The sequence below is a fragment of the Peteryoungia rhizophila genome (genome assembly GCF_004912145.1).
GTDB classification, from domain to species: Bacteria; Pseudomonadota; Alphaproteobacteria; order Rhizobiales; family Rhizobiaceae; genus Allorhizobium; species Allorhizobium rhizophilum.
Genome location: NZ_STGT01000007.1, coordinates 174358 through 198265, shown reverse-complemented (window position 1 = coordinate 198265; position 23908 = coordinate 174358). Strand labels below are relative to the sequence as shown.

The 23908-nt window shown below is 61.6% G+C and carries 25 protein-coding genes and 1 other RNA gene; 12 read left to right on the top strand and 14 right to left on the bottom strand.

Features of this window, described 5'->3' with window-relative positions:
• Positions 1-11 precede the first annotated feature (11 nt).
• The 5 genes from E9677_RS23455 to E9677_RS23435 all read right to left on the bottom strand — a co-directional run bounded on the left by E9677_RS23455 (position 12) and on the right by E9677_RS23435 (position 3479).
• Positions 12-1142, bottom strand: a complete 1131-nt coding sequence (locus tag E9677_RS23455) for an ATP-dependent DNA helicase (protein WP_136560479.1) — start codon at positions 1140-1142, stop codon at positions 12-14.
• Positions 1143-1214: 72 nt separating this feature from the next.
• Positions 1215-1589, bottom strand: a complete 375-nt coding sequence (locus tag E9677_RS23450; protein ID WP_408014774.1) for a nitrile hydratase accessory protein — start codon at positions 1587-1589, stop codon at positions 1215-1217.
• Entirely contained in the window at positions 1576-2235 is a 660-nt protein-coding gene (gene nthB / locus E9677_RS23445) for a nitrile hydratase subunit beta (protein ID WP_136560477.1), read from the bottom strand. The genes E9677_RS23450 and nthB overlap by 14 nt, the downstream gene beginning before the upstream one ends.
• The gene (gene nthA / locus E9677_RS23440) at positions 2232-2876 is read right to left on the bottom strand and encodes a nitrile hydratase subunit alpha (protein WP_136560476.1); all 645 of its coding nucleotides are present in this window, start codon (positions 2874-2876) and stop codon (positions 2232-2234) included. Before nthA ends, nthB begins: the two co-directional genes overlap by 4 nt.
• A 9-nt stretch (positions 2877-2885) precedes the next feature.
• Positions 2886-3479 (bottom strand): LysE family translocator, encoded by a 594-nt coding sequence (locus tag E9677_RS23435; protein ID WP_136560475.1) that lies wholly within the window; start codon positions 3477-3479, stop codon positions 2886-2888.
• Between the two features lie 168 nt (positions 3480-3647).
• On the opposite strand from E9677_RS23435, the gene E9677_RS23430 reads away from it, so the two are divergent.
• The 4 genes from E9677_RS23430 (at position 3648) to E9677_RS25785 (ending at position 6953) form a co-directional block, all read left to right on the top strand.
• Complete coding sequence (locus E9677_RS23430) at positions 3648-4493, top strand: aldo/keto reductase (RefSeq protein ID WP_136560474.1); 846 nt, start codon at positions 3648-3650, stop codon at positions 4491-4493.
• A 32-nt stretch (positions 4494-4525) separates the two neighbouring features.
• Positions 4526-5809, top strand: a complete 1284-nt coding sequence (locus E9677_RS23425; protein WP_136560473.1) for an SDR family oxidoreductase — start codon at positions 4526-4528, stop codon at positions 5807-5809.
• A 1-nt stretch (position 5810) separates the two neighbouring features.
• Complete coding sequence (locus tag E9677_RS23420; RefSeq protein WP_136560472.1) at positions 5811-6290, top strand: DUF2269 family protein; 480 nt, start codon at positions 5811-5813, stop codon at positions 6288-6290.
• 129 nt (positions 6291-6419) lie between these two features.
• Positions 6420-6953 carry a metalloregulator ArsR/SmtB family transcription factor gene (locus tag E9677_RS25785; RefSeq protein ID WP_205910190.1) on the top strand — a complete coding sequence of 178 codons (534 nt, stop codon included), beginning with the start codon at positions 6420-6422 and terminating at the stop codon, positions 6951-6953.
• A gap of 65 nt (positions 6954-7018) precedes the next feature.
• Here the strand turns inward: E9677_RS25785 and ilvN are convergent, their stop codons facing one another.
• Both ilvN and E9677_RS23405 read right to left on the bottom strand, forming a co-directional pair.
• A complete protein-coding gene (ilvN, locus tag E9677_RS23410) occupies positions 7019-7591 on the bottom strand; it encodes an acetolactate synthase small subunit (RefSeq protein ID WP_136560471.1) in 573 nt (190 codons plus the stop codon).
• Positions 7592-7606: 15 nt separating this feature from the next.
• Entirely contained in the window at positions 7607-9385 is a 1779-nt protein-coding gene (locus E9677_RS23405; RefSeq protein ID WP_136560470.1) for an acetolactate synthase 3 large subunit, read from the bottom strand.
• A 343-nt stretch (positions 9386-9728) separates the two neighbouring features.
• Here E9677_RS23405 and E9677_RS23400 point away from each other — a divergent pair, with 343 nt between their 5' ends.
• Complete coding sequence (locus E9677_RS23400; protein WP_136560469.1) at positions 9729-11861, top strand: ATP-binding protein; 2133 nt, start codon at positions 9729-9731, stop codon at positions 11859-11861.
• A gap of 7 nt (positions 11862-11868) precedes the next feature.
• On the opposite strand, the gene miaA is transcribed toward E9677_RS23400, so the two are convergent.
• Positions 11869-12783, bottom strand: coding sequence for a tRNA (adenosine(37)-N6)-dimethylallyltransferase MiaA (miaA, locus tag E9677_RS23395; RefSeq protein WP_136560496.1), 915 nt, complete (start codon positions 12781-12783; stop codon positions 11869-11871).
• Here miaA and serB point away from each other — a divergent pair.
• The 3 genes from serB to E9677_RS23380 are packed head-to-tail and all read left to right on the top strand — an operon-like array spanning position 12782 to position 16670.
• Positions 12782-13672 (top strand): phosphoserine phosphatase SerB, encoded by an 891-nt coding sequence (serB, locus tag E9677_RS23390; RefSeq protein ID WP_136560468.1) that lies wholly within the window; start codon positions 12782-12784, stop codon positions 13670-13672. The two genes, miaA and serB, sit on opposite strands and share 2 nt — an antisense overlap.
• 10 nt (positions 13673-13682) lie before the next feature.
• Positions 13683-14255, top strand: coding sequence for a GNAT family N-acetyltransferase (locus tag E9677_RS23385; protein ID WP_136560467.1), 573 nt, complete (start codon positions 13683-13685; stop codon positions 14253-14255).
• A 39-nt stretch (positions 14256-14294) separates the two neighbouring features.
• Complete coding sequence (locus E9677_RS23380; RefSeq protein WP_136560466.1) at positions 14295-16670, top strand: putative bifunctional diguanylate cyclase/phosphodiesterase; 2376 nt, start codon at positions 14295-14297, stop codon at positions 16668-16670.
• A gap of 3 nt (positions 16671-16673) precedes the next feature.
• Here E9677_RS23380 and E9677_RS23375 read toward each other — a convergent pair whose 3' ends face one another.
• The 6 genes from E9677_RS23375 to E9677_RS23350 form a co-directional block, all read right to left on the bottom strand.
• A complete protein-coding gene (locus E9677_RS23375; protein WP_136560465.1) occupies positions 16674-18284 on the bottom strand; it encodes a Do family serine endopeptidase in 1611 nt (536 codons plus the stop codon).
• A gap of 109 nt (positions 18285-18393) precedes the next feature.
• Entirely contained in the window at positions 18394-18579 is a 186-nt protein-coding gene (locus E9677_RS23370) for a DUF2065 domain-containing protein (protein WP_136560464.1), read from the bottom strand.
• A gap of 4 nt (positions 18580-18583) precedes the next feature.
• Positions 18584-19534, bottom strand: a complete 951-nt coding sequence (hflC, locus tag E9677_RS23365) for a protease modulator HflC (RefSeq protein WP_136560463.1) — start codon at positions 19532-19534, stop codon at positions 18584-18586.
• A 1-nt stretch (position 19535) separates the two neighbouring features.
• Positions 19536-20669 carry an FtsH protease activity modulator HflK gene (gene hflK / locus E9677_RS23360; RefSeq protein ID WP_136560462.1) on the bottom strand — a complete coding sequence of 378 codons (1134 nt, stop codon included), beginning with the start codon at positions 20667-20669 and terminating at the stop codon, positions 19536-19538.
• 152 nt (positions 20670-20821) lie between these two features.
• On the bottom strand, positions 20822-21343 hold the full coding sequence (locus E9677_RS23355) for a dihydrofolate reductase (RefSeq protein ID WP_136560461.1): 522 nt from the start codon (positions 21341-21343) through the stop codon (positions 20822-20824).
• Positions 21344-21366: 23 nt separating this feature from the next.
• The gene (locus E9677_RS23350) at positions 21367-22161 is read right to left on the bottom strand and encodes a thymidylate synthase (protein ID WP_136560460.1); all 795 of its coding nucleotides are present in this window, start codon (positions 22159-22161) and stop codon (positions 21367-21369) included.
• 138 nt (positions 22162-22299) lie between these two features.
• Between E9677_RS23350 and ssrA the strand changes: the two genes are divergently transcribed.
• The 4 genes from ssrA (at position 22300) to E9677_RS23330 (ending at position 23885) form a co-directional block, all read left to right on the top strand.
• Positions 22300-22676: a transfer-messenger RNA gene (gene ssrA, locus E9677_RS23345) on the top strand.
• Between the two features lie 170 nt (positions 22677-22846).
• Positions 22847-23350: an SspB family protein gene (locus E9677_RS23340; RefSeq protein WP_136560459.1), complete on the top strand. Its 504-nt coding sequence runs from the start codon at positions 22847-22849 to the stop codon at positions 23348-23350.
• 49 nt (positions 23351-23399) lie between these two features.
• Positions 23400-23591, top strand: coding sequence for a DUF4169 family protein (locus E9677_RS23335; RefSeq protein ID WP_136560458.1), 192 nt, complete (start codon positions 23400-23402; stop codon positions 23589-23591).
• A 66-nt stretch (positions 23592-23657) separates the two neighbouring features.
• Positions 23658-23885, top strand: coding sequence for a ribbon-helix-helix domain-containing protein (locus tag E9677_RS23330; RefSeq protein WP_136560457.1), 228 nt, complete (start codon positions 23658-23660; stop codon positions 23883-23885).
• Positions 23886-23908: the final 23 nt, after the last annotated feature.

Below are 23908 nucleotides of genomic sequence, written 5' to 3'. Positions count from 1 at the left end.
AAAGGGCGCGCTCACCTGACGATGGTGAGCGTCTCCGCCGCACGCGTAACGGCCGTATAGAGCCAGCGTTCGCGCGTGTCGCGAAATGCCCAGCTCTCGTCGAACAGCACGACATCGTTCCACTGCGAGCCCTGGGCTTTGTGCACCGTCAGCGCATAACCGTAGTCGAACTCGTCGTAGCGCTTGCGCGTCGACCAGGGGATCTCGGTGTCGATGTCCTCGAAGGCGGCTTTAAGCAGCTTGATCTTGGCCGCACCGCGGTCCATGTCGTCATCCTCGGGCTTGATCAACAGGTTGATGCCCGGCTTCACCGTCTCGCGCGACGAGGTCATCACCTGCCAGAGCGAGCCATTGAGCAGACCCTTGACCTGGTCGTTCCTGAGGCACACCAGCTTGTCGCCAGCCTGCGGATAGTCGACCGTGAAGCCTTTCAACTCCCGCAGGCGCATATTGTAGCGGCGCCGCGTCTTGTTGGTCCCAACCAGCACCTGGTCGGCGCCGAGCACGAGGTCCTGCGTCACCTCGTTCTTCGAGATCACCCGCGCCGTCGTGCCATAGTCGCCATGCATGATCTCCTTGCCCTCGCGGATATGCATCGCGAGCTGGATGATCGGATTGTCACGCGCCTGGCGATGGATATCCGTCAGCAGATAGTCCGGCTCTTGGTCAGTGAAGAAACCGCCCCCAGAGACCGGCGGCAACTGACCGGGATCACCGAGCACCAGGATCGGCGTGCCAAAACTCATCAGGTCGCGCCCGAGCGCCTCGTCCACCATCGAGCATTCGTCGATGACGATCAGCGCCGCTTTCGCGACGGGGCTCTGGCGGTTGATCGAGAACATCGGTGCGATCGATGTCTTGCCGGTTTCCTCGTCTTCCACCGCCTCCTCGCCACGCGGGCGGTAGATCAACGAGTGGATGGTCTTGGCGTTGGACGCACCGCGCGAGCGCAGCACCTGGGCAGCCTTACCGGTGAAGGCGGCGAACAGGACTTCCCCGTCGACATGTTCGGCGAAATGCTTGGCGAGCGTAGTCTTGCCCGTTCCGGCATAGCCGAACAGCCGGAAGACGGGGGTTTTCCCCTCCTTCAGCCATTTCGAAACGGCCTTGAGGGCCTCGTCTTGCTGGGGCGCGAACTGCATGGCTAGGTCATGCGCGGATTCGTATGGCTGATGCAAGGCAAAAGCCGCCCAAACCAGAACAAATCGTGGACATCAGACCCGCATCGGGTCGTTGGAAAGCTCGATCGGCGCCCCATGCGGCGTCGCTTCCGCCGCCCGCTGCCAGCTTTCGCGCAAAGCTTCGACCGTCTCGCGATCCGCCAGTCCCTTGCGCTCCAGCAGATCCGTCAGCGCAGCAACCCAGGCATCGAAATAGTCGGAGCCATCCTCGGCGCGCTCCGGCCGATGGACTTCGGCCGAGAGGCTCTCTGCCCATTCCGTCCAGTCGAACACAGCGCGCGCATGCAGATGCACGGTCATGGCAAAGGCCTGTGCATGCCACGGCTCGGCAAAGACCGGCGCACCGTCCGGTGATCGCGGCAGGCCGGGCGAGGCGACAAGATCGGTGCTGGCATCACAGCTGCTCAAGATAGCTCTCCCAGGCATCGATAGAGACCGTGAGCGTCGGATCGGCGCCCTCGCCCCAGATCTCTTCTGCCGTGAATACGATCGTATAGACCCATTGCGGGTTCTCGCCCCGACCATGTGCATTGTCATCGGGAAAGACGAAGCTCCCCTGCACCGCCTCGACGACGCCCGCCTTCGCCCGGGCATATCGTGGAAGACGGGTATGGCCGGTCGGATGGAAATTCTTCGTCCGCACACGATCGCCGACGGCAAATTTTGGCTCCGTCTCCACGGGCCTGTCGCAAGGTCCGCCACGGGCCAGGACGCCTTCGACCATCTCGGCTTTCAACACCCGATTCGGTGCACGGCTCTGCTCCACATGCCGTCCCGTTTCCAGCTCCTGGGCGGTTGCGAAACCATGCCGTTCGAGCAGCATGTCGATGCCGCGTATCCAGACCTCGTAATAGCTCGCCGCCAGATAGTTGGCCGGCGGAATGCTCTCGCGGGCATGCCGGCTTTCGTCGATTGTCCAGGCCCCGAAGGCGCCGCAGGACAGCGTGATGCCGAGCGCCCACTTCTCCCATTCGGCATGAAAATATGGCTCGTCCCGCTCCGGCGCGACGGGACCGAAACCCATTTGGCCACCGAGATCATGCGGACCGTTCATCGCGACACCTCCGGCGAAAGCGCAAGCCCCGTGCCGATCATCGAATCGCGTGTCACAAGATCCGCGAGCCGCTCCTCATCCAGCCCGTCGCTTCCGGCAGGACGCAGCGGCACCACGAGATACCGCAACTCCGCAGTCGAATCCCAGACGCGAATGCCCATCTCATGCGGGAGGCTGACGCCGAATTCGGCGAGTACGCCGCGCGGATCGATGACCGCCCGCGAGCGATAGGCCGGCGCCTTGTACCAGACGGGCGGCAGGCCGAGCACGGACCAAGGATAGCAGGAGCACAGCGTGCAGACGACGAGATTGTGGGTCTCCACCGTGTTGAAAACGGCGCGCATGTGTTCACCCTGCCGGCCGGTATAACCCAGGCTCGCGATCGCCGCTGTCGCATCGCGCCTCAGCCAGTCGGCGAAGTCGGGATCGCTCCATGCCTTGGCCACCACGCGCGCACCGTTTCTCGGACCGATCTTTGTCTCGTAGGCATCTACAATGGCATCGATGGCCGCCGGATCGATCAGCCCCTTCTCGGTCAAGAGCGTTTCGAGCGCCTTCACCCGCGCTTGCATGTCCGAATACTGGTTGTCGTGCTCATGGTCATGAACGTGATCGTCGTGGTCGTGGTGATGGCCGGACATCGGACTTTCCTATTTCAGCATGGGCCAGAGACTGAGTACCAGAAGCAAAGCCATGGTGATGTTGAACCATTTGAGCCTGACCGGCACCGAGAGCCACTCCCGGAGCGCCGAGCCGAATCCAGCCCAGGTGGACACGCTTGGAACATTCACTGCGGCGAAGACCAGCGCAACAATGGCGACTGTCAAAGCATATTGCTCCGGATTCGGATAGACCGCCATGGCCGTGATCGCCATCACCCAAGCCTTCGGGTTGACCCACTGGAAGGCCGCCGCGCCGAGAAAGGTCATCGGCCGGGACTTTGCCTCGCCCTCACCCATTGACCTCGACGACCCGATCTTCCAGGCAATCCACAGAAGATAAAGCCCGCCTGCGACCTTGAGCGCGATGAAGGCCGGCGGATAGGCGGACAGAAGCGCGCCCAGACCGAGTCCGACACCGATGAGCAGCGACAGGAACCCGGCCCCGATACCGAACATGTGCGGAATTGTCCGCCGGAAGCCGAAATTCACACCAGAGGCAAAGAGCATCATGTTGTTCGGACCCGGCGTGATGGAGGTCGCGAAAGCGAAGAGGACGAGGGCCAGCAGTGTGTCGGCCGACATGGTTATTTCTCCCTAGGTTTTTAGTCAGCCTAGCTGACCCATCCCCGCGCGCCAGCAGCAATTTGTTACGGTGACACGAACTCCCGACCAAACGCGCTGCGTCATTTGTCCCTTGCCCCACCGGTCTGTCCGGCTAAGTTCGGCAGAACACCATCAGGGAGCCGCAAGATGCACGACGCCATTCCGACTGTCACCCTGCCTGGCGGCGAGGAAGTTCCGAGCCTCGGCTTCGGCACCTGGATGATGGGCGAGGACAAGTCCGCCGCAAAAGCCGAAGTCGATGCGGTGAGGCTGGCGCTCGACCTCGGCATGACGATCATCGACACGGCGGAAATGTATGGCGATGGCGGCGCGGAACGCATCGTCGGCGAGGCACTGAAAGATCGGAGGGAGAATGCCTTTCTCGTCTCCAAGGTTCTGCCCTGGAATGCGAGTTACGACGGAACGATCAAGGCCTGTCACGCCAGCCTCGACCGGTTGGGCACGGACCATCTCGACCTCTACCTCCTGCATTGGCGCGGCGAGCACCCGCTCGACGACACGGTCGCCGCGATGGAAGAACTGAAGGCTGCGGGCCGCATCCGCGCCTGGGGTGTTTCCAATTTCGACGTCGACGACATGGAGGAACTCTTCTCGGTTGCAGATGGTAAAAACTGCGCCGTCAATCAGGTGCTCTACAATCTCTCCCGTCGCGGCATCGAATTCGACCTCCTGCCTTGGTGTCAGGAGCATAAGATCCCTGTCATGGCCTATTCGCCAATCGAGCAGGGCCGCATCCTCCGCCATCCCGAACTGGCCCATGTCGCCAAGGCCTATCAGGCGACCCCTGCGCAAGTCGCCCTCGCTTTCCTTCTGGAGCGTGAAAGCGTGATCCCGATCCCGAAAACCTCTAACCTTCGCCGCCTGCAGGAGAACCGCGACGCGGTCGATCTCGACATCTCGGATGAAGACTGGGCCCGCCTCGATGCAGCATTTCCGCCGCCGGCCCGCAAGGTGCCGCTGGCGATGTTGTGACCCAGACCGGCAGACAAGGAGAGTCTGGATCCATGCCCATCCTCGTCCTCGGTGCGACCGGCTTCATCGGCCAGCAGGTCGCCCTGTGCTTGCAGGCGGCCGGCCATCCCGTAATCGGCCTGGGCCGCGACATCCGCCAGGCCAGCGCCCGCTTCCCTGATATTCGCTGGATCACCCGCGACCTGCGCGCCCTCCGGCAGGCGAGCGACTGGCTGCCGCTCCTCGAAGGCGTGACCGTCGTCGTCAATTGCGCAGGTGCATTGCAGGATGGCCTGTGCGATGCTCTTGTGGCGGTGCAGAGGGATGCCATGCTCGCCCTGCAAGACGCAGCAAGGACCTGCCTGCCGACCCCACTGATCGTCCAGATTTCTGCCCCCGAGAACCTTGGCCGCGCCGGCACCGCCTTCATGGCGACCAAGCTGGACGCCGATCGGGCGCTGGCAAGCTCCGGCCTCCCGCATGTCATCCTGCGCCCGACGGTCGTCGTCGGACGAAATGCCTATGGCGGCACGGCACTGCTGCGCGCCGTCGCCTCTATCCCCGGCCTGCTGCCGCTCGTTGATGCCGCGAGCCCGATGAACGCGGTCCATGTGCATGACGTGGCGCAGGCGGTGGTCGACGCTGTCCAGGGCCGCATCTCCCCAGGTTCGGACATGGTTCTTGCGGGCGAGCCGACCCGAACCGTCGAGGATATGGCGCGCTTCTACCGCCGCTGGCTGGGTCTCGCCGATGCCCCCGTCATCCGCTTGCCCTCAGGCCTTGCTCGACCCCTCTCCTTCGCCGCCGATCTCGCCGGGCGCCTCGGATGGCGCTCTCCGCTACGGTCCACCGCCATCCGAATCAGCGGTATCGGCGTGGCGCCGGAGCCTGGACGACCGACCCTTGCGACACCCGACCCCACACTGAGGCTGGCAGCGGAGCCGGCTGCCGTCCAGGACCTCTGGTTCGCCCGACTCTATCTCCTGAAACCCCTGATGATCCTGACACTTTCACTCTTCTGGATCCTCTCGGGCCTCGTGCCTCTCCTCGATCCCGTCACGACCTCGCTCCGCTTCGGCGCCAGTCTGCCGGCGGCTGTAGCACTGCCGGTCACCATCCTCACTTCGCTGCTCGACATCACGCTTGGTCTGGTGATCATCGTCCAGCCCTGGGCAGAGAAAGCCATGCTCGGCATGATCGCAGTTTCGCTTGCCTATCTCGCCGGCGGAACGCTGATCGAACCCACCCTCTGGCTCGACCCGCTCGGGCCGCTGGTCAAGGTCCTGCCTTCGATCCTGCTGACGCTCGCGACGCTCGCCGTGCTGGAGGAGCGCTGAGATGCTCGAGGAGATACTGCGCTTCGTGCATGTGATCGGAGCCACAGTGCTCTTGGGCACGGGTGCGGGCGTCGCCTTCTTCATGCTGCTCGCCCATCGCGCAGGCAACCCCGCCCACATCGCCCATGTCGCCGGCACCGTGGTCGTCGCAGACACGCTGTTCACCGCGACCGCCGCCATCCTGCAGCCTGTTACCGGCGCCTGGCTCGCCCACGAGATCGGCTGGCCGCTGACATCAGGCTGGGTGCTTACGTCACTGATCCTGTATGTGGTGGTCGGCCTGTTCTGGCTCCCCGTCGTCTGGATCCAGGTCCAACTGCGCGACCTCGCCCGCCAAGCAGTCGCCTCGGGCACGCCGCTACCGGCCCGCTATCACCACCTCTTCCGCATCTGGTTTGCCTGCGGCTTTCCTGCCTTCTTCTCGGTGATGGCAATCCTGTGGCTGATGCTGAACAAGCCGGAAATCCCGATCGGCTTCTGACCATCGAGATATTGCGATCTATCCACAGGCGCTGCATTTACGGCACTTTACGCAAGCCCCTCAGGAAATTAGGAGATTGCCTAATTCAGAAACTGCAGCCTCAAAAGCTGCAGAGTGACAGGGGACGTCATGGCGAAGCGCGGCAAGAACGATGCACATCCGGCAATGGACAAGATCTCGTCCCGTGTCTTTCACGCGCTCGCCTCCGATCCCAGGCGCATGATGCTGGTACACCTTTCCCAATCGACCCTGACTGCCGGCGAGATCGCCGCCCGCTTCGACATGGCCAAGCCCTCGATCTCCCAGCACCTGTCGATCCTGGAAAATGCCGAACTGATCGAAGGCGAAAAAAAGGGCCAGTACATTCACTACAGCCTGAGGCCAGCCGCATTGCGGCACGCGCTGCTGGCCATGCTGCCGACGACCGAAGCAGCGGGCGAACAGGCCGGACCAGAGACCGCCGAAGCCAACCCGACGAAGAAGTCTGTGAAGAAGAAAGCCGATCGAAAGGAAGCGGCGGCAGCGGCAAGCAAGGCTGGAAAAGCAGCCACGGCGAAACCGGCCACCGAAAAACCAGCCAAGCAAAAGGCGAAGAAGGCAGCCGAGGACCTGTCCCCGGCACCGCAGCAGATGGGCCTTCTCGACCTGCTCGGCATGAACTGAGACCGCATCAAGCAAAAGGGCGACCGCAAGGCCGCCCTTTGTCATTTCGCCAATTGGCGAATTCCTTACATACCCTGCGAACCGCGATTCATCGCAGCAATCCCGGTACGGCAGATCTCGTTGAGGCCGAGCGGCTTCATGATCGAGACGAACTGGTCGATCTTCGAGGACTTGCCGGTAATCTCGAAGATAAAGTGATCGACAGTCGCGTCCACCACTTTAGCCTGGAAAGCATCGGCCAACCGCAGCGTTTCTGCTCGCATCTCGCCTGATGACACGACCTTCACAAGAGCCACTTCCCGCTCTATCGGGCGCTCCTGGCCGAGATCCCTCGCCCGGACCGTGAGATCGAGGACCCGGTGCACCGGAACGATCCGCTCGAGCTGCGCCTTGATCTGCTCGAGTACGCCGGGCGTACCGCGCGTCACGATCGTGATGCGCGACAGATGCGCTTCATGCTCCGTCTCGGACACCGTCAGGCTTTCGATGTTGTATCCACGGCCGGAGAACAGGCCGATGACCCGGGCAAGAACGCCGGGCTCGTTATCAACCAGCACCGAGAGCGTATGGCTCTCGATGGCCGAGGTTTCCTTGGCGATGAAATAGGCCGAACCGGTCGGCTGAAGATGTGCGTTCATGGTTGTTCCTCCCGGTCAGACGAGCTGACGGCCCTTGGCATCGATGGCATTGGCGACGGCTTCGTCGGTCGCCTCGTCCGGCAGCAGCATCTCGTTGTGTGCCTTGCCCGAGGGGATCATCGGGAAGCAATTGGCGAGATTGGCGACACGGCAGTCGAAGATGACAGGCTTCTTCACGTCGATCATTTCCTGAATCGCACCGTCGAGATCGCCGGGCTTCTCGCAACGAATGCCGACCGCGCCATAGGCTTCCGCCAGCTTGACGAAATCGGGCATGGCTTCCGTATAGGAATTCGACAGGCGGTTGCCATGCAGGAGCTGCTGCCACTGACGGACCATGCCCATGTACTGGTTGTTCAGGATGAACACCTTGACCGGCAGCTCATACTGGATGGCGCAGGACATTTCCTGGATGCACATCTGGATCGAGGCGTCGCCCGCGACATCGATGACCAGCGCATCGGGATGCGCGACCTGCACGCCGATGGCAGCCGGCAGGCCGTAGCCCATGGTGCCGAGACCGCCCGACGTCATCCAGCGGTTCGGCTGTTCGAAGCCGATATACTGTGCCGCCCACATCTGGTGCTGACCGACCTCGGTCGTGATGTAGGTATCGCGATGCTTGCTGAGCTCATAGAGCCGCTGCAGCGCGTATTGCGGCATGATCACATCCTTGGACGGCGTGTAGGCGAAAGAATTGCGCGCCCGCCACTTGGCGATGCTCGTATTCCACTCGGCCGTCTGGGAAGCCTCAGGCTTCTTCGGCAGGGCCCGCCAGGCGCGGACCATGTCTTCGAGAACCCGGCCAACGTCACCGGTGATCGGCACGTCGACACGGACATTCTTGTTGATCGACGACGGGTCGATATCGATATGGATCTTCTTCGAGTTCGGCGAGAAAGCGTTCAAGCGGCCGGTGATGCGGTCATCGAAGCGTGCACCGATGCAGACCATGACGTCGCAATCATGCATCGCCATGTTCGCCTCGTAGGAACCGTGCATGCCGAGCATGCCGAGCCAGTTCTTGCCCGAAGCCGGATAGCAGCCGAGACCCATCAGCGTCGAGGTGATCGGGAAATCCGTGAGACCAACCAATTCGCGCAGCAGCTTTGTGGCTTCCGGACCGGAATTGATGACGCCGCCACCCGAATAGATGATCGGCCGACGGGCAGACGCCATGAGTTCGACGGCGGCCTGGATGGCCAGCGCATCTCCGGTGACCTTGGGCTGGTAGCTCTTCAGCGTCTTGTGCGCATCCGGCGGCGTGTAAGTGCCGGTGGCGAACTGGATGTCCTTGGGCACGTCGACGAGAACAGGGCCCGGGCGGCCGGTCTGGGCGATGCGGAACGCTTCATGGATGACGCTTGCCAGCTGGTTGACGTCCTTGACCAGCCAGTTGTGCTTGGTGCAGGGGCGCGTGATGCCGACAGTGTCACACTCCTGGAAGGCATCAGAACCGATCAAGGAGGTCGGCACCTGGCCGGAGATGCAGACGAGCGGTACGCTGTCCATCAGCGCATCCTGCAGCGGCGTCACCGCATTGGTGGCACCGGGGCCGGACGTGACCAGCATGACGCCGACCTTGCCGGTCGAGCGGGCATAACCTTCGGCCGCATGGCCGGCGCCCTGCTCATGGCGCACCAGGATGTGCTGGATCTCTTCCTGCTGGAAGATCTCGTCATAGATCGGAAGCACGGCCCCGCCGGGATAGCCGAAGATATGTTCGACACCGTTATCCTTGAGCGCGCGCAGGACGATCTCGGCGCCAGTCATCTGATTGTCTTTACCCGTCATGCTGTGTTTCCATCTGCCTTCTTGGTTTTTGGGCTGATAACCCGGTTCTGGGCATAAAAAAAGGCCCCTTGAGGAGCCTGTCATCTAGCGCATGGGTGGCTATCGCCGGATGGTTACACCATCCTGCCCATGCGCCGTCCCACCACGATAAGTGCAACCGAGTTTTTCATGGGGCGAAGTGTTAGCCAGAAAGCATCCCAGCGTCAACGCATCTTTGTTAAATTTTCCAGCCGGATCGCGAAAGTTTGTTGCGCCCAACCGATCAATTCTCTCTGCGGACCTAATGGATTACACGAAATTTTAAGCGCTCCGCCCTAAGCTTGCGCAAGCAGGGAGAATGCGCTTGTTGAACGATGATCTTCACAAGTCCGGCGACGCCGGAGAACAAGAGCGCCGCGATGGTATGCGGCCTGGCAACCGGATGCTGGGACGTGTCGTCGCCTGCAACGGCTCGCGTGCGACCATTGCCGCCGTCGCTGCGGAAGGCGGCACCGATCTCACGGAGCTCTGGTCCGTCGGCCGCCTGATCTCGATCACGGTCGGCAACAACCGCGTCGTGGCGCTCGCCTATTCGATGCAGACCGAAGGCAAGGACTGGGGCGAAGGTGCCGACAACCAGTTCCTGATCGAGGTCGAACTCATGGGCGAAGTCTATGTCCAGGAGGACGGTAAGGAGACCTTCTCTACAGGCATTTCGCGCTACCCCTATCTCGGCGCCATCGCACACCGCATTCGCGCGGCCGACCTCCTGCGCATCTACGACACCCGCCTCAACGACACGGCCGTCATCGGAAAGCTGACCCAGGACGAGTCGATCGACGCGACCATCCACATTCCATCCATGCTGTCGAAGCATTTCGCAGTGGTCGGCTCGACCGGCGTCGGCAAGTCGACGGCCGTTTCGCTGCTGCTGCGCAAGGCAATCGAGAGCGACCCGAAGCTCCGCATTCTGATCCTCGATCCACACAATGAATTCGCGGCCGCCTTCCCGGAACTCGCTGTTGTCATCGATACGGATACGCTCGACCTGCCCTTCTGGCTGATGCGGCTCGATGAATTCGCCGAGGTCCTGTTCCGCGGCCGCCCGCCGGTGGCCGAGGAACTCGACATCCTGCGCGATCTGATGCCGGAGGCGAAACGCGCCTTCCGCGGCAATGAAAGCGCCCTGATGCGCCGCATGGCCGACAAGAGCTCGATGACCGCGGACACGCCGGTGCCCTATCGCATCGCCGATCTCATGGCGCTCATCGACGAGCGCATCGGCCGCCTCGAAGGTCGCGGCGAAAAACCTTATCTGCGGTCGCTCAAGATGCGCATCATGTCGGCGGTCAATGACCCCCGCTATCACTTCATGTTCTCCAACAACACGATCAGCGACACGATCATGGAGACGATTGCGCATATCTTCCGCATCCCGGGAGACGATCGTCCGATCTCGACCTTCCAGCTGGCCGGCATTCCATCCGAAGTCGTGAATTCCGTCGCCTCGGTTCTTTGCCGCATGGCCTTCGAGCTGGCGCTCTGGTCGAACGGCGCGATCCACATGCTCGTCGTCTGCGAAGAGGCACACCGCTACGTGCCCGCAGACCCCAATCTCGGCTTCTTCCCGACCCGGCAGGCCATAGCCCGCATCGCCAAGGAAGGCCGAAAATACGGCGTTTCGCTCGGCGTGATCACCCAGCGCCCCGGTGAACTCGACCAGACCATCCTGTCGCAGTGCTCGACGCTCTTTGCCATGCGGCTTGCCAACGACCGCGACCAGGAAATCATCCGCTCGGCCATTCCCGATAGTTCGATCTCGACCACCAGCTTCATCTCGTCGATCGGCAATGGTGAAGCCATCGCTTTCGGCGAGGCGATCGCCGTCCCGATGCGCATGCGCTTCACCCGCGTCGACGAATCGGCTCTGCCGAAGGCGAACGGCGTCACCGCGAAAAACACCGAGGAGACACCGGATACGGTCGATCTGCGCAACATCGTCGGCCGCATGCGCGCCATTGCAGGTCCCGACATCTCTGCCTTCCAGCAAAGCTTCGACAGCGGCTTTGGCCAGGGTGGCATCCCGCTCGCACCTGATGGCATTTACGACGACGAAGAATTCGACGACGAGGACGAAGGTTTCGGCAACGTAAGGCCGGCCCTCGCTCAGAGCCACGCCCCTCGCCCGGTTGTGAGCACGACGCCCATCGCACCCGCCCCGCCGGTCACGCGCCCGGCCTATGACACAGTTGTCCAGCGCCACACATTGCCATCGTCGGAAATGCCGCCCATCGAGCCGTATCGGCCCGACATGCTTCCCCGTACTGGCATGGACGATCCCGTCCGGCCACGCCCCGAGATTCCTGCCCCCACATACGCTGCTGCGGAGCCGGCGCCGGCGACCTTCGGCTCACAGCCGCTGCGCCGCGAGGGTGGCTCCTCGCTTCGGGAAAGCATTCTGAAAAAGCCGTTGTCGAGCCTCTACAAGCGCGACTGAAACGGCCTTAGTCGATCCGGTATGTGGTCGGGTCGATGCGCAGCCAGCTGTCATCCATCTGATTACGGAACCAGGTCATCTGCCGCTTGGCATATTGCCGCGTCGCCGCAGAGGCGAGATCGGTTGCCTCTTTCCGGGTGATGCGCCCGGCCAGCATATCGGCGATCTGCGACACGCCAATCGCTTTCATGGCCGGCATTTCAGGCGCAAGATCGAGTGCGAGCAAGGCCTCGACCTCCTCGACCGCCCCCTCCTCCATCATCAACGCAAAGCGCCGGTTGATGCGATCCTGCAGGACGGTTCTGTCCGGCAGGACAATGAGCTTCAAGGCCCGACCGGGATCGACGAGCATCGGTCCGGATTGTTTCTGGAATTCGGCGATGGAGCGTCCGGTCGCCAGAAACACCTCCACGGCTCGCACGATCCGTTGCCCGTCGCTCGGATTGAGACGTTGCGCCACGGGCGGATCGAGCGTCACCAGCTCTGCATGCAGCACCTCGGCCCCTTCCATCTCCAACCTGCGCCGGATTTCGCTCCGCAGCGCATCCGGGACAGGCGGCATCTCTGAAAGCCCTCCCGTCAGCGCCTTGAAGTAGAGCCCCGTCCCACCAATGATGACCGGCAGGCGCCCCTCTCCCTTGATGCGTTCGAGGAGTTGTTCCACCTCCCGCAGCCAGTCTCCGGTGGAGTAGCTACGCGATGCGGGCACACGGCCGTAGAGTTCGTGTGGAACCCCGTCCATTTCCTCGACGCTCGGACGGGCGGTCACGACCCGCAGCGTGTCATAAACCTGCATGCTGTCGGCATTGATGACAACGCCGCCATGCCGTCGGGCGAAATCGAGCGCAAGCGCGGACTTGCCGCTGGCGGTCGGCCCGGTTATCAGGATCGCGTCTGAGTTCTTGCTAGGATCTTCCATCATGGCCTTGGTTGCCACGCTTGTCGCCAATCCGTCAAACCCTGTTCTGACCCCGGCGCTCGCCGAGAAGGCTGCGGACGCGGTCGCATCATCGCGGCTCTACTGGCTCGCCGACGGCATTGCCTGCGACATTCCGCTTCCGGACGGCACGGACGCAGTCGAGGCGGAGCGCCTCATCCGCGAGGTTCTGGCAGGCCAGCCCGTGGATGTCGCCGTGCAGGACGCCGAAACTCGTCGCAAATCCTTCCTCATCGCCGACATGGATTCGACCATGATCGGCCAGGAATGCATTGATGAGCTGGCGGCCGAAGTCGGGTTGAAGGACAAGGTGTCCGAGATCACGGCGCGTGCAATGAATGGCGAAATCGCATTCGAACCCGCCCTTCGCGAGCGGGTGGCGCTACTAAAGGGCATGCCCATCTCGGTGGTCGACGAAGTCATCGAGAAGCGTATCACGCTAACGCCTGGCGGCCGAGAACTGATCGCCACGATGAAGGCCAGGGGTGGACACACCGCGCTCGTCTCGGGCGGCTTCACCGTCTTCACCACAAGGATCGCTGCCACGCTCGGCTTCGACGAGAACCGCGCCAACATCCTGCTCGAAAGCGATGGCTATCTGACGGGCGCAGTTGCCGAACCAATCCTCGGCAAACAGGCCAAGGTCGATGCGCTATTGGACATCACAAGGAAGCTCGGCATTTCCCCTGACGACACCATTGCCGTCGGAGATGGCGCCAACGATCTCGGCATGCTCGGCATCGCAGGGTCCGGCGTCGCCCTGCACGCCAAACCCGCAGTTGCCGCGGAGGCCGGGATCCGCATCGACCACGGTGACCTCACCGCCCTCCTGTATCTCCAGGGCTATCGCAAAACGGATTTCGTCAACGGGTGACAGGCCTCCCATGATCATCGTTGAGACAGAGCGGCTCACACTTCGCAATTGGCGGGACGATGACCGAAACCTGTTTCGCGAGATCAACAGGGACGAGAAGGTCATGACCTTCTTTCCGTTTCGGCGCAGCCACGCCGAATGCGACCTGCTCTTCGACCGCAATCGCGACATGATCACGGAGACAGGCCTGGGCTTCTATGCGCTTGCCGATCGCAGCACCGACGAAGCCATGGGCTTCTGCGGCCTATCCGAGGTCGAGCCCCCAGAAATCCTGCCGGACGGATCCGTCGAAATCGGCTGGCGTCTTGCGACACGCTTCTGGGGAAAGGGGTATGTCACAGAAGCTGCGGAAAAGCTTCTCGCACATGGCCTCACCACCTTGGGCCTTGCCGAAATCTACGCCTTCGCCGTCCACAACAATGAACGTTCGATTGCCGTCATGCGGCGTCTCGGCATGGAGCATCTCGGGGATCGGGACTTCAACCACCCCAAAGTGCCGGACACACACCCTCATCTGAAACGGCACGTATTGTATCGGATCAGCGCGATAATTCCCGAGATACGAAAAACACGAAACGACTAATTTACACAGACTTAAAAAGTAGATGCTAAATATTGTGCCATGGACAAAACGATCCCGGCGCGTATAGCAGCTCCCGTTGCAGGCATGGTCGACCGCTTCCTGCGCCTCGGAGAGAGTGGGCAGACAGCGGACGAAGCATCGCGCATTCGGGCAATCCGCCTTTCCGTCATGGGGGCTACCACCCCCTGGATGATGTCAGCGAACCTGTGCAACGCGATCCTGACCCTGTTCGCATTCCAGGACAGCCCGTCATCGACGTCCGTTTCCATCATCTGCATTCTCATTTGCGCCGTTGCGCTTTACACGAGCTATTCGTGGTGGCGTAACCGCAAGCGAGGTGCCAGGGAGCGGGCCAGCATGCGCGGCACGATTCGTGCGGTCGTCTATGCCTTCTTCCTGAGTGCCCTATGGGCAGCGCTCGACATTGTCGCCTATCACACAGCCGACGAAACACAGAGAATGGTGCTGATTGCCCTGACGGTCGGCATGGCCGGCGGCGGTGGTTTCGCGCTGGCGACGGTTCCGCCCGCATCGATCGTCTTCTGCAGCACGATCGCGGTCGGCGCGGCGATTGCGCTGTCCCGGGAACCATCGGTCCTCGAAGCCTATCTCTTAGTCCTCTATCTGGTCTTTGCCGCCATCATCATCCGCTCCTCTCTGGCAGTCTGCAACAGCCTCACCGAACGCGTCCGGGCAAAGCTTGCCGCCGACGAGCAACGTGACGTCATCAACCTTCTCTTGAACGACTTCGAAGAAAATGCTGCCGACTGGCTCTGGGGCGTCGATCACGACATGAACATGGAGCGGGCATCGATACGCTTCTACGAGCAGCTGCAGGTGCCCGAGGCCATGGTGGTAGGCAAACCGCTGATCAATATCATCCCGTTCTCATCGGTCGGAGTAGACGGCTTCGACTGTCGCCAGAATTTCGTCGCATGCCTGGAAAAACGCCAGTCGTTTCGCGACCAGGACATCTGTGTCGAGTTGGGTGGAGAGCTGGCGATCTGGTCGCTGACGGCCAAGGCGATCCAGGATGACAAAGGCAATTTCAACGGATATCGCGGCGTCGGGCGCGACGTGACCGCAAGCCGTGAGAGCCGGCTGCGCATCGAGCACATGGCCCGTCACGATCCTCTGACCGAGGTCGGCAACCGGGTCATGCTGGCCGAGGACTTTGCCCGCGCTGTCTCCCGCTTCGAACGCCACGGCGACCCGTTTTCCGTCCTCGTTCTCGACCTCGATCGCTTCAAGCAGATCAATGACAATCTCGGACATGCCGGAGGCGACGAACTGCTCCGCGTCGTCGCGAGCATCCTCAGCCAGCTCTGCGGCGAAACCAACACCCTTGCTCGCATCGGCGGTGATGAATTCGCCATTCTACACCTGTCAGGAGACGATCCGCGAAGTGCCGCGAGCCTCGCCGCGAGGATCATCGACAATCTTCAAAAACCCATCACCTTGCGTTCAGGCTCCGCCCATATCGGCGTCAGTATCGGCATCGCCTGCGCGCCGATCGACGGCACCGAGCCTGACCAGCTGATGCGCAATGCCGATCTCGCGCTCTACCGTGCAAAGGCCGACGGGCGGAACCGCTATCGCTTCTTCGACAGCACCCTGGATGCGGCAGCTCGACGTCGCAGCCTCATCGAACGCGAACTGGCTCTGGCAATCGCCGAGGGAAAACTCGACATCAACTACCAGCCGCTCGTCGATGCACAAACTCGACGCGTCGTCTGTGCAGAAGCTCTCGTCCGCTGGAACCATCCGACACTGGGAGCGATCAGCCCCGGCGAGTTCATTCCCATCGCGGAGGAAACGGGCCAGATCGGCGCCATCGGCAGCTGGGTGCTGCGCCGGGCCTGCACGCAAGCAGCCAGCTGGCCAGACCATATCCGGATCGCCGTGAACCTGTCCTCACGCCAGTTCATGGGCCCAGGCCTCCTTCCTCTCGTCGAGGCCGCGCTCAAGCAGAGCGGGCTACCCACGCATCGGCTCGAGCTCGAAGTCACCGAAAGCTTGCTGATGGAAAGCTCTATTGGCGTGGAGGAGACACTTCAGTCGCTGTCTCGCCTCGGGCTAAGAATAGCCCTCGACGATTTCGGGACAGGCTTCTCGTCGCTCAGCTACTTACGCCGCTACCATTTCGACAAGCTGAAGATCGACCAGTCCTTCATCACCGATCTCGAAACCAACCCGGACAGCCGGGCGATTGTCGAAGCGGTGATCAGGCTTGCGCGTGATCTGCGCATGAGCGTGGCGGCCGAAGGGGTCGAGACCAAGGGCCAGTTCGACCTGCTCCGGCAGCTCGGATGCGGCGAGATCCAGGGATACCTCGTAGGCCGTCCAATGCAGATCGACGGGTTCGAGGCCTATCTCCAAGAAAATGGCGACGCCGTACAGCGCCTGTACGCCTGACCTCTATTCGAGCGGGACTGCGACAAGGCGCAGATTGCCATCCTTGTCCGCGATCATCAGGTAGCCACTGCGGCGCCCCTCGCCCTTGATGCTGGTCAGCTTCTCTGCCACCTGCTGCGGCGTCTTCATGAATTCCTGCGCCACTTCGACAATCACTTCACCGACCTTGAGCCCCTTGCCTTCCGCCTTGGAGCCGGGAAGCACACGCGTGATGAGAACTCCCTCGACGCCTTCGGCGATCGAGAAACTGACCCGGTTCGCATCGTCGAGCGCAGAAAGTTCGACCCCGATCAGGCCCTCGGTCACCGGCGCGCTGGCCTCGTCCTGAGGCGGTGTTGTTTGCTCAGTTCCTTCATCGGCATCGGGGGTCGGATCTTCCGGCATCGGCTGATCGGTCGGCGGTGTCGCCGGATCATCCTGGCCATCCCCATCGGGTGCGGTCCCCTCTTCATTCGGCTCGACGGTGGTTTCCGCTTCCGTCTCGTTGCTGGCCACCTCGTCGTCCTCCAGACGACCGAGCGTCACCTTCACCGTCTGCTCCTTGCCATCTCGAAGGATCACCACATCAACCGGCTCTCCAATCGGGCTTTCCGCAACGATACGGGTCAGATCGCGTGTTTCGACGATCGGACGGCCATTGAAGCTCGTGACGATGTCGCCGACCTGGATCGGACCAGTGGCAACAGGCCCGCCTTCGACGATGCCGCTGATCAGAGCGCCCCGGGCGCGTCCGATCTTCATGCTTTCGGCAACCTCGTCTGAGACGGGCTGAATGCGTACGCCGAGCCAGCCGCGGCGTGTCTCGCCGAATTCGATCAGCTGATTGACGATGTTCTGCGCAAGCTCGGTCGGCACAGCAAAACCTATACCGATCGACCCACCGCTCGGCGAAATAATCGCCGTGTTGATCCCGATGACCTCACCGCTCATGTTGAACAGCGGGCCGCCGGAATTGCCCTTGTTGATGGCCGCATCGGTCTGGATAAAGTTGTCATAAGGGCCGGCATTGATGTTGCGCCCACTGGCCGAGATGATGCCCACGGTGACCGACCCGCCAAGACCGAACGGGTTGCCGATCGCCATGACCCAGTCGCCGATCCGCATCGTGCGCGAATCACCGAACTTGACCGAAGTCAGAGGCTCTGGCGGCTCGACCTTGAGCACGGAAAGATCGGTCTTGGTGTCCGTCCCGATCAGTTTGGCCTTCAGCTTCGATCCGTCCGAGAAAATGACCTCGATGTCATCGGCGTTCTCGATGACGTGATTGTTTGTCACGATGAAGCCGGTCGGATCGATGACGAAGCCCGAGCCGAGCGAATTGACCCGGTTGTTACCAGGGCCGCTTTCACGATTCTTGTAGAAATCTTCGAACAACTCCTGGAACGGAGAGCCCTCCGGCACCTGCGGCAAGGGACCGTCGCCTTCCTCGGCGACACTCTGGGAGGTGGAAATGTTGACGACAGCGCCCAGCAGGCCGCTTGCGAGATCGGCCACCGATTCGGGGCCCTGCTGCGCATGAACGGGCTGAAGAGCCAAGATCGGGGAGACGGCAAGCGCCGTACCCATGAGGAGTGCCGACAGGATCGTTCGCGACGTGCGGGCAGGTTTCATCATCGGCTTCCTCACTGATTGTCTGGGCTCTTGCTGAACATAAGGCGGTTTGGGCGCAGGCAAAATCACAATTCCCGGAATAGGTCTATCTGCCGCTTGCGACCAGATCTTGTCAGCCGCGCAACACCCACAGGATTGCCGCGCCGAAAGTGACAGCGGTCAGCCCGACAAGGCGCAACTGGTCTTCCGGGATATGTGGCAAGAGGCGTGCCATCCGCACAAGAAAACGAGGGGCCAGCGCATAGGCCAGCCCCTCGATGATCAGAAAGATGGCGATCCCTGCGAACAGGTCATCCATCGTGTCAGTTGCCGACCGCCGCCGCCGGCGGTGCCGCCGGTGCACCCGGTGTCGGTGCCGTCTGTCCGGCGCCACCAGTCCCCACTCCGTTGTTGAAGAAGCGGAAGAAGTCGCTGTCCGGAGAGAGAACCATCGTGGTCCCCTGATTGCTCATCGAAGCAACATAAGCGCGCATCGAGCGATAGAACTCGAAGAAGTTCGGATCCCGCTGGAAAGCGTCAGCAAAGATGCTGTTGCGTTGAGCATCGCCCTCACCGCGCAGGATTTCCGAATCACGCTGCGCTTCGGCCTGCAGCTCGACGACCTGACGGTCGGCGATCGCCCGGCGACGCTGGCCTTCTTCGTTACCCCGGGCGCGGATCAGTTCCGCCTCGGCAAGACGTTCGGCCTTCATGCGCTCGAAGGTCTGTTGCGAGACTTCTTGCGTAAGGTCGGTGCGGCGGATGCGGACATCCGTGACCTGCAGGCCAAGGCTTTCGGCCGCAGCCTGGAGATCGTCGCGAACGTCCGACATCATCGAACCACGCTCTTCGGACAGTGCCGCATCGAAGTTGCGCAGACCATAGACGCGGCGGAGTGCCGCATCGAGACGGGTGCGCAGACGCGATTCAGCGGCGTCCCGATCGGCCGAGACCGTTTCACGGAAGCGACGGGCATCGGTGATGCGGTAGACTGCGAAGGCATCCACTTCATAGAATGCACCGCCGCGGACCTGCACGCGGATGTTCGGCAAGTCGAAGCGCAATGCGCGGTCTTCGACATACTGGACGCGGTCGGCATCGATGAAGGCGAAGGGCAGCTTGAAGTAGAGGCCCGGCTCGTCCTTCACGTCCTGGATTTGACCGAAGCGCAGCACGAGCGCCTGCTCGCGTTCGTTGACCACGAAGATCGACGAATAGAGGAAGAATAGCGCGACGCCGATGGCTATGAGGAAATAGGGAAGACGATTATTCATCTCAGTTCCCTCCCGTCGACGACTGGCCTGCGCCCTGATTGCCCGGCTGGCGCATGAGTTCGTTGAGCGGCAGGTAAGGGACGACACCCTGCTGATCGCCCATGATCACCTTGTTCGAGTTGCGCAGGACATTCTCCATGGTTTCCAGATAGATGCGCTGGCGCGTGACGTCGGGTGCCTTGACGTATTCGTCATAGATCGAGATGAAGCGCTGCGCCTCACCCTCGGCTTCCTTGACGACCTGATCCTTGTAGGCAGCTGCCTCTTCGCGGATCTGTGCCGACTGACCGCGGGCCTGACCGAGACGCTGGTTGGCATACTGGTTGGCTTCTTCGACGAAACGGTCCTCGTCCTGCTGTGCACGCTGGACTTCTTCGAAAGCCTCGGCCACTTCGCGCGGAGGTGCCGCATCTTCGATCGGAACCGCGTTGATCGCGATGCCTGAGCCATAGGTGTCCATGGTGCCCTGGATGATAGCGCGGACCTGCGTGGAGATTTCCTCACGATTGTCGCGGAAGACGTCCTGGGCCGGACGTCGACCGACGACTTCACGCATGGCGCTTTCAGCAACCTGCTGCAGCGTCTGCGACGGATCTTCCAGATTGAAGAGGAAGGCCTGCGGATCGGAAACCGTGAACAGCACCGAGAACTGCACGCTCACGATGTTCTGGTCGCCGCTGAGCATCAGGCCGGCGCCCGGATTGTTAGACGTCGGACGGCTGCCGACATTCTGCTGCTGCTCGGTGACCTTGACGATCTCGACCGATTCGACCGGCCAGAGATGGAAATGCAGGCCGGGCATGGAGATTTCTTCCTTCGGCTTGCCGAAGCGAAGCTCCACACCGCGCTCGTCGGGCTGTACGGTGTAGATCGACTGCATGGCCCAGAAAGCGACGAGCACGATGCCGATGATGACGAAGACGCCACCATTGAAACCACCGGGCACGACATTCTTGAGACGATCCTGGCCCCGACGGATGAGATCCTCGAGATCCGGGGGCTGATTGCCACCACCACCGCCGCCGCTACCGCGTGGCCGGTTCGGCCCCTGCCCCCAGGGACCCTGATTGTTACCGCCGCCACCGCCGCCGCCCCATGGACCGCCGCCGCCGCCGTTTTGATTGCTCCAGGGCATCAGTACCTCTTTGCTGTAAAAGCTCCCAAGTCCCCCGCCCGCTGGTCGATCGACCGACATGCATGAGGTTCCAGAGGGTTATAGGTACCGCCGCCCCTGCTTTCAACGCGAGGATGCCAACTTCTTCATGGGATAGGGCAAATTTTGCGTTATCAGGCGCTTCTGCGACGGTATATCGCGTAGCGCGTCGGGAAATTGTCCTTTTCGCCCGCCGGAATTGACGCTTCCTCGATCAACTCGAACACGTGCGGATCGATCTGCGGGAACGTGGTGTCGCCATCGACGATCGTGTCGACATGGGTCACATGCAGCATGTCGGCCAGTCCCAGCGCCTGGCGGTAGATCTCGCCGCCGCCGACCACGCAGACTTCCTCGACGCCGGTTTCACGGGCGATGATTTTCGCTCGGGCGAGCGCGTCTTCCAGGCTCGCCGCGCTTTCCACGCCGGGCATATCGAAGCCGTTGCTGCGGCTGACGATGATGTGCGGGCGTCCCGGCAGTGGCTTCGATCCAACGGATTCAAATGTCTTTCGCCCCATCACCAATGGCTTGCCCATGCTCAGCGCCTTGAAGCGCTTGAGGTCCGTCGACAGCTTCCACGGCATGTCGCCATCGCGGCCGATGATGCCGTTTTGCGAGACGGCCACGATGATGACGATCTTGATGGGAGCCATGCTTGATATGCCCTCGCTTCGCCTCAAACGGCGATCGGCGCCTTGATGCTCGCATCGGCCTCATAGCCGATCAGGGTGAAATCCTCATAGACAAAGGAAAACAGGTCCTTGACCTCCGGATTGAGCTTCATGACAGGCAAAGCCTTCGGCGTCCGAGTCAGCTGCAGCTTCGCCTGGTCGAAATGGTTCGCATAGATATGCGCATCGCCCAGTGTATGCACGAAGTCGCCCGGCTCCAGCCCGGTCACCTGAGCCACCATGAGCGTCAGCAAGGCATAAGACGCGATATTGAAGGGTACACCAAGGAAGATATCGGCAGAGCGCTGGTAGAGCTGGCAGGATAGCCGACCATCCGCCACGTAGAACTGGAACAGGCAATGGCAGGGCGGCAACGCCATCTCGTCGACCAGCGCCGGGTTCCAGGCAGAGACGATATGCCGACGCGAATTCGGATTGGTCTTGATGCTCTCGACGAGCTTTGCCATCTGGTCGATATGGCCGCCGTCATAGTCCGGCCAGGAGCGCCACTGCGCACCGTAGACCGGCCCAAGATCGCCGTTCTCATCAGCCCATTCGTCCCAGATGCTGACGCCGTTTGCCTTGAGATAGGCGATATTCGTGTCGCCCTTCAGGAACCAGAGCAGTTCGTGGATGATCGACTTCAGATGCAGGCGCTTCGTCGTGATCACCGGAAACCCGTCGGCGAGATCGAATCGCATCTGATGGCCGAAGACCGAGCGCGTGCCGGTGCCCGTGCGATCGCCGCGATCGCTGCCATTGTCCAGAACATGGCGCAGGAGGTCGTGATACTGGTGCATGGGCGATTCCCGGTCTTGTCTCGACGCAGTTTACTGCCGACGCGGCGTTTAACCAATCCGCCATATCGTTTTTCCCCGCCCGATCACCAGCCTGGCGCTCAAAGGATTTTACCGGAGACCGTCCGATTGTGTGCCCGCCCTCTTTTCATCGGGGACGGAAACACCTATATCAGCCTTGCCGGGGCTTGCTCCGGATATGGCGATAAACGGTCGATGTAATAAACCTATTGGACCCGGGGGCGGTACCCGGCGCCTCCACCAAAAACCGGTCGGTGACGAAGTCTCTTCGGACCGGCTTTTGATGGGGGCGAAATAGGATCGACAAGGGCGTAAAGATCGAACTTTTGCTCGGCATGATACCGCCGTTATCGGGTCACAAGTGTAGTTGCAAACGACAACAACGCTAAGGGTTACGCTCTCGCTGCCTAACGGTGGTGCGGGAAACCCGCTCTAAGTCCTTAGGGTTAGCCCCTTAAGGCGGGGTCCGAAGGCACCTGGCAACAGAAGCCTTCACCTAACTCCTCTCCTTTGTCTTTCTCCATGAATTGCTTCGGATTTCGCCGCTACCCGCAGTCCGCGATTTGATGTACATTCGACGAACCAGTTTAACGCGTCGGGGCTTTTCCGCGTCGCCGCGTCATGGCATAAGCCGTTGAAATCGGCATGATTAGGAAAGCAGGATCTGATGGGGCACGACCACATTCGCTACGACATTCTGGCCCAGGACGCCCTGCGTGGCGTCATCCGCAAGGTCTTGGCCGAGGTTTCCGCGACAGGCCGGCTGCCCGGTGACCACCACTTCTTCATCACCTTCCTGACCGGTGCGCCGGGCGTGCGCATCTCCCAGCATCTCAAGGCGAAGTATGCCGAACAGATGACGATCGTGGTTCAGCACCAGTTCTGGGAACTGAAGGTCACCGACAGCCTGTTCGAAATCGGCCTTTCCTTCTCCGACACGCCAGAGAAACTCGTCATCCCCTTCAATGCCATCCGCGGGTTCTACGATCCGTCGGTGAATTTCGAACTGGAATTCGACGTTCCGCTGACCGAGGAAGAAGAAAACGAGGCAGAGATCACGGCCTATCCGGTGGAAGCCGTGGCGAAGTCGGATGAGCCGGAAGCGGCGAAATCGGACGAGAAGAAGGAAGGTTCGGTCGTCTCGCTCGACGCCTTCCGCAAGAAGCAGTGATCTGACGGATGGCCGGGCCGATGCCCGGCCTTTTTCATCGAGGACCAGAATGGCCGCAGACGTCGTCAATCTCCGCCAGTTCCGCAAGGCAAAGGCCCGCAGCGAGCGCGAGACGGCTGCCGAGCAGAACCGCATAACCTACGGGCGGACCAAGGCGGAAAAGTCCCTCACCCAGGCACAGAACGAGAAGGCCACCCGCGATCACGCGCAGGGCCGCATCGATAAGCTGGATCAGGAGTAAGAGCCACTCTTTCCGCGGCTCTCCATGTCGGCGCCATCCTCCGAATATTGTCCCCGGGTAACCGCCATGATCCGCAAGCGCTCGATCACCCTCCACGGCCACAGGACGAGCTTCTCCGTCGAGGACGCCTTTCTCGACGAGCTCAAGGCAATGGCCGCAGAACGCGGGTTGAGTTTTGCGGCTCTGGTCGCGCAGATCGACGAGGCTCGTCCGCTCGAATCGAACCTGTCCTCCGCGCTGCGCCTGCATGTTCTCCGGGAGTTGAAGCGGCAGACGACCACATCAGATGACTGATATCGCCGATCCACCACCATTCG